This window comes from Marinagarivorans sp., from assembly GCF_982758155.1.
This window is the reverse complement of record NZ_CEXWTU010000316.1, coordinates 1-4,502: the sequence shown is the minus strand read 5'-3', so window position 1 is coordinate 4,502 and position 4,502 is coordinate 1. Positions and strand designations below refer to the sequence as shown.

The 4,502-nt window shown below is 48.4% G+C and carries 5 protein-coding genes; 2 read left to right on the top strand and 3 right to left on the bottom strand.

Translation table 11 applies throughout. The features are described from left to right. Positions 1–184: 184 nt before the first annotated feature. Both AC3A8L_RS20150 and AC3A8L_RS20145 read right to left on the bottom strand, forming a co-directional pair. Positions 185–964, bottom strand: a complete 780-nt coding sequence (locus tag AC3A8L_RS20150) for an alpha/beta fold hydrolase (protein ID WP_487964064.1) — start codon at positions 962–964, stop codon at positions 185–187. Between the two features lies 1 nt (position 965). Next, on the bottom strand, positions 966–1,295 hold the full coding sequence (locus AC3A8L_RS20145) for a DUF1820 family protein (protein ID WP_487964063.1): 330 nt from the start codon (positions 1,293–1,295) through the stop codon (positions 966–968). 218 nt (positions 1,296–1,513) lie between these two features. Here AC3A8L_RS20145 and miaB point away from each other — a divergent pair, with 218 nt between their 5' ends. Next, complete coding sequence (gene miaB / locus AC3A8L_RS20140; protein ID WP_487964062.1) at positions 1,514–2,905, top strand: tRNA (N6-isopentenyl adenosine(37)-C2)-methylthiotransferase MiaB; 1,392 nt, start codon at positions 1,514–1,516, stop codon at positions 2,903–2,905. A 76-nt stretch (positions 2,906–2,981) separates the two neighbouring features. Here miaB and AC3A8L_RS20135 read toward each other — a convergent pair whose 3' ends face one another. Further along, entirely contained in the window at positions 2,982–3,332 is a 351-nt protein-coding gene (locus tag AC3A8L_RS20135) for a hypothetical protein (protein WP_487964061.1), read from the bottom strand. Between the two features lie 177 nt (positions 3,333–3,509). On the opposite strand from AC3A8L_RS20135, the gene AC3A8L_RS20130 reads away from it, so the two are divergent. Continuing rightward, positions 3,510–4,388: an alpha/beta hydrolase gene (locus AC3A8L_RS20130; protein WP_487964060.1), complete on the top strand. Its 879-nt coding sequence runs from the start codon at positions 3,510–3,512 to the stop codon at positions 4,386–4,388. Positions 4,389–4,502 lie beyond the last annotated feature (114 nt).

Genomic DNA, 4,502 nt, shown 5'->3' with positions numbered 1-4,502 from the left:
TTGCCTCCTACTTCCTCAACTGCGTTGCCCAAAGCGTTACATGCCCCGGCATGCGTCCCTTCGAGCGCCTTGCTGAGAAAACAGGCGCCTTCGTCTAATTGGACAAACTATTATTGCCTCGCCCCTAAGAATAGACCAACGCGACTAGCATTGGTGGTTTTCACAAAGCGGAACAGCAAAAACCCTACTTCGGCACTAAAAATCGAAGTAATATCTGGGCAACATGGTCTGGTTTTTCGGCATGCAGCCAGTGACCAGTCCCCATCACAACGCGAGTTTTAGCCTTAGGGAATCGAGAAAGAATCGCCGTGCGGTGCGACTCCAATATATACGGGGAATCGCCGCCCTTAACAAACAAAACCTCCCCCTCAAAGGGCGTTTTTGCCTCACGGTTGGCCGCTATAAGCGCCGGGTAATCGTGATGAATAGCCGGTAAATTCATTCGCCAAACGAAACCGACTTCGTTTTTTTGCAAATTTTTAAGTAAAAAGCTGCGTACTGCCGACTCAGGAACAAAGCGTTTCAAGGCTTCATCAGCGGCAGTACGAGAGGATAATTCGGCCGGACTAATAGACAGCAGCCCGTCAAATACCGCGAGATGATGCGGTTCGTAGTGCACGGGGGCAATATCAATAACCGCTAGTTTAAGGCACCGATCAGGCGCCATTAACGCCATCTCCATTACCGCCTTACCACCCAGCGAGTGCCCAATATAAAAGGCCTGCGCAATTGCTTGCTCATCCATCCACTCAAGCAACGCACCCGCAATGCTCGATAACGTCATAGTATCGACATGCGGAGATCGCCCGTGATTCGGTAAATCTACGCTATAAACCCTAAAGTGAGCTGACAACGAACGAGCCAATGCGCCAAGGTTCTCCATAGAACCAAATAATCCATGCACCAATACAATCGGTAACGCATCGTCATTTAGCTCACCTTGAACGCGAAAATTCAGCGGCATACTAATCAGGCTTAGGGTTCATGATCGGGAACGGCACCATATTGGACTTCTCACCAGGTTTTATATCAATCACCTTCACCGCACCCTCACTTTCGACTTCATCGATACGGATCACCGAATGCGCAGGAATGTAAGAACGCATCACGCCGGCAAACTCATTTTTGAGCTTTTCCTCACTAGGGTCGACCACAAGCTGCGATCGCTCGCCAAAAACAAACTCTTCAACCTCAATAAAACCATACATTTCACTTTGAAAAATCGCACGAGCGAAAACCTCAAAGACTTGGTTTTGATTATAAAAAATCACTTTATAAATGGGGGTACTGGCCATAAAAACTCTCAAAAACACATTCAGCCCCAAAATTAGGGCTGTAGAACGAAAAACAAGCGCACATTACCAAGCTTACGACATAAAACCAACGCATATACAGAAATGTGTAGCCCAATTAAACATTAATATTTCACCTTTACTCAAAGCACACCATGCAAGACCGACCTAAGCTGCGTATAATGTGCGCTCATTTTTTTGTGTTACCAGAGCCATCTCCTATGTCAGAGCAAGCCACCGCGCCCGCCACACCAGAAACACCGGTTAAGCCAACTAAAAAGCTGTTTATTCAGACGCACGGCTGTCAAATGAATGAATATGATTCGTCTCGTATGCGAGATTTATTGGGCGAATCGCACGAGATGGTGCCCACCGACAACCCCGAAGAAGCCGACGTACTGCTGGTTAACACCTGCTCCATTCGAGAAAAAGCGCAAGAAAAACTTTTTCATCAGCTCGGCCGCTGGAAGCACCTTAAACAAAAGAATCCAGACCTGGTGATCGGCGTTGGCGGCTGTGTCGCGAGTCAAGAAGGCGAAGCCATTGCCGACCGCGCACCTTTTGTCGACCTCATCTTTGGCCCACAAACGCTTCACCGCCTACCCGAAATGATCGACAAGAAGCCTCAAGCCGACGGCACCGTGCTGGTCGATATCAGTTTCCCCGAAATTGAAAAATTCGACAATCTCCCACAACCAGAAGCCAACGGCGTTAGCGCTTTTGTATCGGTAATGGAAGGCTGTTCTAAATATTGTACATTTTGCGTAGTGCCCTACACTCGCGGCGAAGAAGTCAGTCGCCCAGCCGCAGATGTACTGCAAGAGGTTGCGCACTTAGCCAGCCAGAATGTTCGCGAGATCAATCTTTTAGGCCAGAACGTCAATGCCTATCGCGGCGAAGACCCAGACGGCATCGTAGACCTTGCCGAGCTAATCACCTTGGTCGCACAAGTCGACGGTATCGACCGCATTCGCTACACCACATCACACCCCGTGGAATTCACCGACAGCCTGATTAATGTGTACGCAGAAGTACCAGAGCTCGTCAGCCACATTCACTTGCCCGTACAAAGCGGCTCTGATCGCATTCTTATGGCCATGAAACGTGGCCATACCGCGCTAGAGTACAAATCGAAGCTTCGCCGTATTAAAGCCCTGCGCCCAAACATGAGCTTCAGCTCAGACTTCATCATCGGATTTCCCGGCGAAACCGCAAAAGATTTCGAAGCAACAATGAACCTGATTCAAGCCGTCGGCTTCGACACCTCGTTCAGCTTTATTTACAGCCCTCGCCCCGGAACACCGGCTGCCAGCTATGCCGATGACATTTCCCCTGCCGAGAAAAAAGAACGTCTACAAATACTGCAGCGCCGCATTGTTCAGCAAGCTCAAGAAATCAGCCGTAAGATGGTCGGCAATACCGAGCGCGTCCTGGTGACCGGATACTCTAAAAAAGATCCAGGCCAACTCTCGGGCCGCACCGAGAATAATCGCGTCGTAAACTTCAGCTGCGATCAACCTGAGCTCATTGGTAAATTTGCCGACATTATGATTGAAGAAGCGCTACCGAACTCCTTGCGCGGCATATTACTCGGCTCAGAACTGGACGACTAATACCATTACCATAACCCCATAAAAAAACGCCGCTGAAATGCGGCGTTTTTTATGGGGTAAAAACAGACTTAGATCGCTACACGTTTGAAACCACAGCGGATACATGCTCTGGGAAATACTGCTGATAATCCTGCGCATCATTAAGAACGATTTCAATATAGGCTTCACCTTCATCAGGCACAGTAATTAAAGTCCCCTCTTTAATATCGAGCGCTACGCCATCTGCCGTTGTCACAGAAAAAGCATCGGTCAATACGATAAAGACAGCCTCGCCATCCTCTGTGCCGCCATTCGAAACGATCCAGGCACTTAACGCAATCGCACCACCAAGATTGTTAAAGGCGCCCGAAACCGTACGAGCCTCAGGATCGCCACTTTCAAATAACGTTGTCCCTAACGACTCGCTTTCATGCAATATTTTAAACATTGTTTTATCCTTGGTTAAATGTTGATGCAGTGTAATCAATTTACCGCCGCAGACAAAGTGTCTTTACGCCCTGCAAGAGACTACTCGGGATAAAAAAGGTAATCTAATACAACAATCCAAGATATCAGCTTCGCGCTCGGTACAAAATCGCCCAACAACACCCTAATAGAAACAAGTATGTCAGACAAACCTTCGTTTACAGCTCGCATGCTATTTTCATGCCTTCTTTTGCCGCTTATCTCAGCTTGCTCCCCTACAAGTTTTCTCAACCTGCTAAATAATGCCGCTAAGTACCGAGCAGAAATTGATATCCCTTACGGCAAGCACGGCAGGAAACGGCTCGATATTTATCACCCCCAAAAGAAGCGCGACGGCTGCGTTGTTATTTTTGCCTATGGCGGCAGTTGGGATAGCGGAGACAAAGCCATGTATGGTTTCGTGGGGGCCGCCTTAGCGCGCCTAGGACATTCGGTGGTTATCCCAAACTACCGCCTTTACCCTGAAGTGAAATTCCCTGTTTTTGTAGAAGATTTTGCCTTAAGCATTACCCACCCAAAAGTTCAGCAGCTAGCGGAGGATAGACCGCTGATATTAATGGGACACTCCGCTGGCGCGATGCTCGCCGGTTTGGTGAGCTTTGACCCAAGCTATTTAAACGGTATAGGATTAGATAAAAAACAGATCGCAGGCTACGTCTCGATATCGGGACCGCACGACTTCTTTTTGCCCTCGCAAAAAACGCGCTGGCTAGATATGTTTGGCGAAAATCCAGCACAACAAATACAAGCATTAGCCGTTAACCACATCCACACAAACAACCCACCAACACTTCTATTACATGGTGAAGACGACACGATTGTGGTGCCCGAATCGGCAACCGTGTTACAACAAAAACTTCAGGAAGCTGGCGTGCCGACACAAAAGCATATTTATTCTGGAGTGAGCCATAAGGATATTATTGTTGCGACCAGCCGAGGGTTGCACTTCCTTGCGCCCACATTGCAAGACATTGATAATTTTCTACAGCCGATTTGCCAAAAAAGCGCAGCAAAGTAGCTGCGCGCCTTAAAAGCTTAGGGCCGAGGAAAAAATACTTTATCCAATAATACTTGCCCCCTACTTCCTCAACTGCGTTGCCCAAAGCGTTACATGCCCCGGCATGCGCCCCTT

Coding starts and splice junctions, on each gene's coding strand:
- AC3A8L_RS20150 (WP_487964064.1), bottom strand. CDS start 964: ATGCCGCTGAATTTTCGCGTTCAAGGTGAGCTAAATGACGATGCGTTA.
- AC3A8L_RS20145 (WP_487964063.1), bottom strand. CDS start 1,295: ATGGCCAGTACCCCCATTTATAAAGTGATTTTTTATAATCAAAACCAA.
- miaB (WP_487964062.1), top strand. CDS start 1,514: ATGTCAGAGCAAGCCACCGCGCCCGCCACACCAGAAACACCGGTTAAG.
- AC3A8L_RS20135 (WP_487964061.1), bottom strand. CDS start 3,332: ATGTTTAAAATATTGCATGAAAGCGAGTCGTTAGGGACAACGTTATTT.
- AC3A8L_RS20130 (WP_487964060.1), top strand. CDS start 3,510: ATGTCAGACAAACCTTCGTTTACAGCTCGCATGCTATTTTCATGCCTT.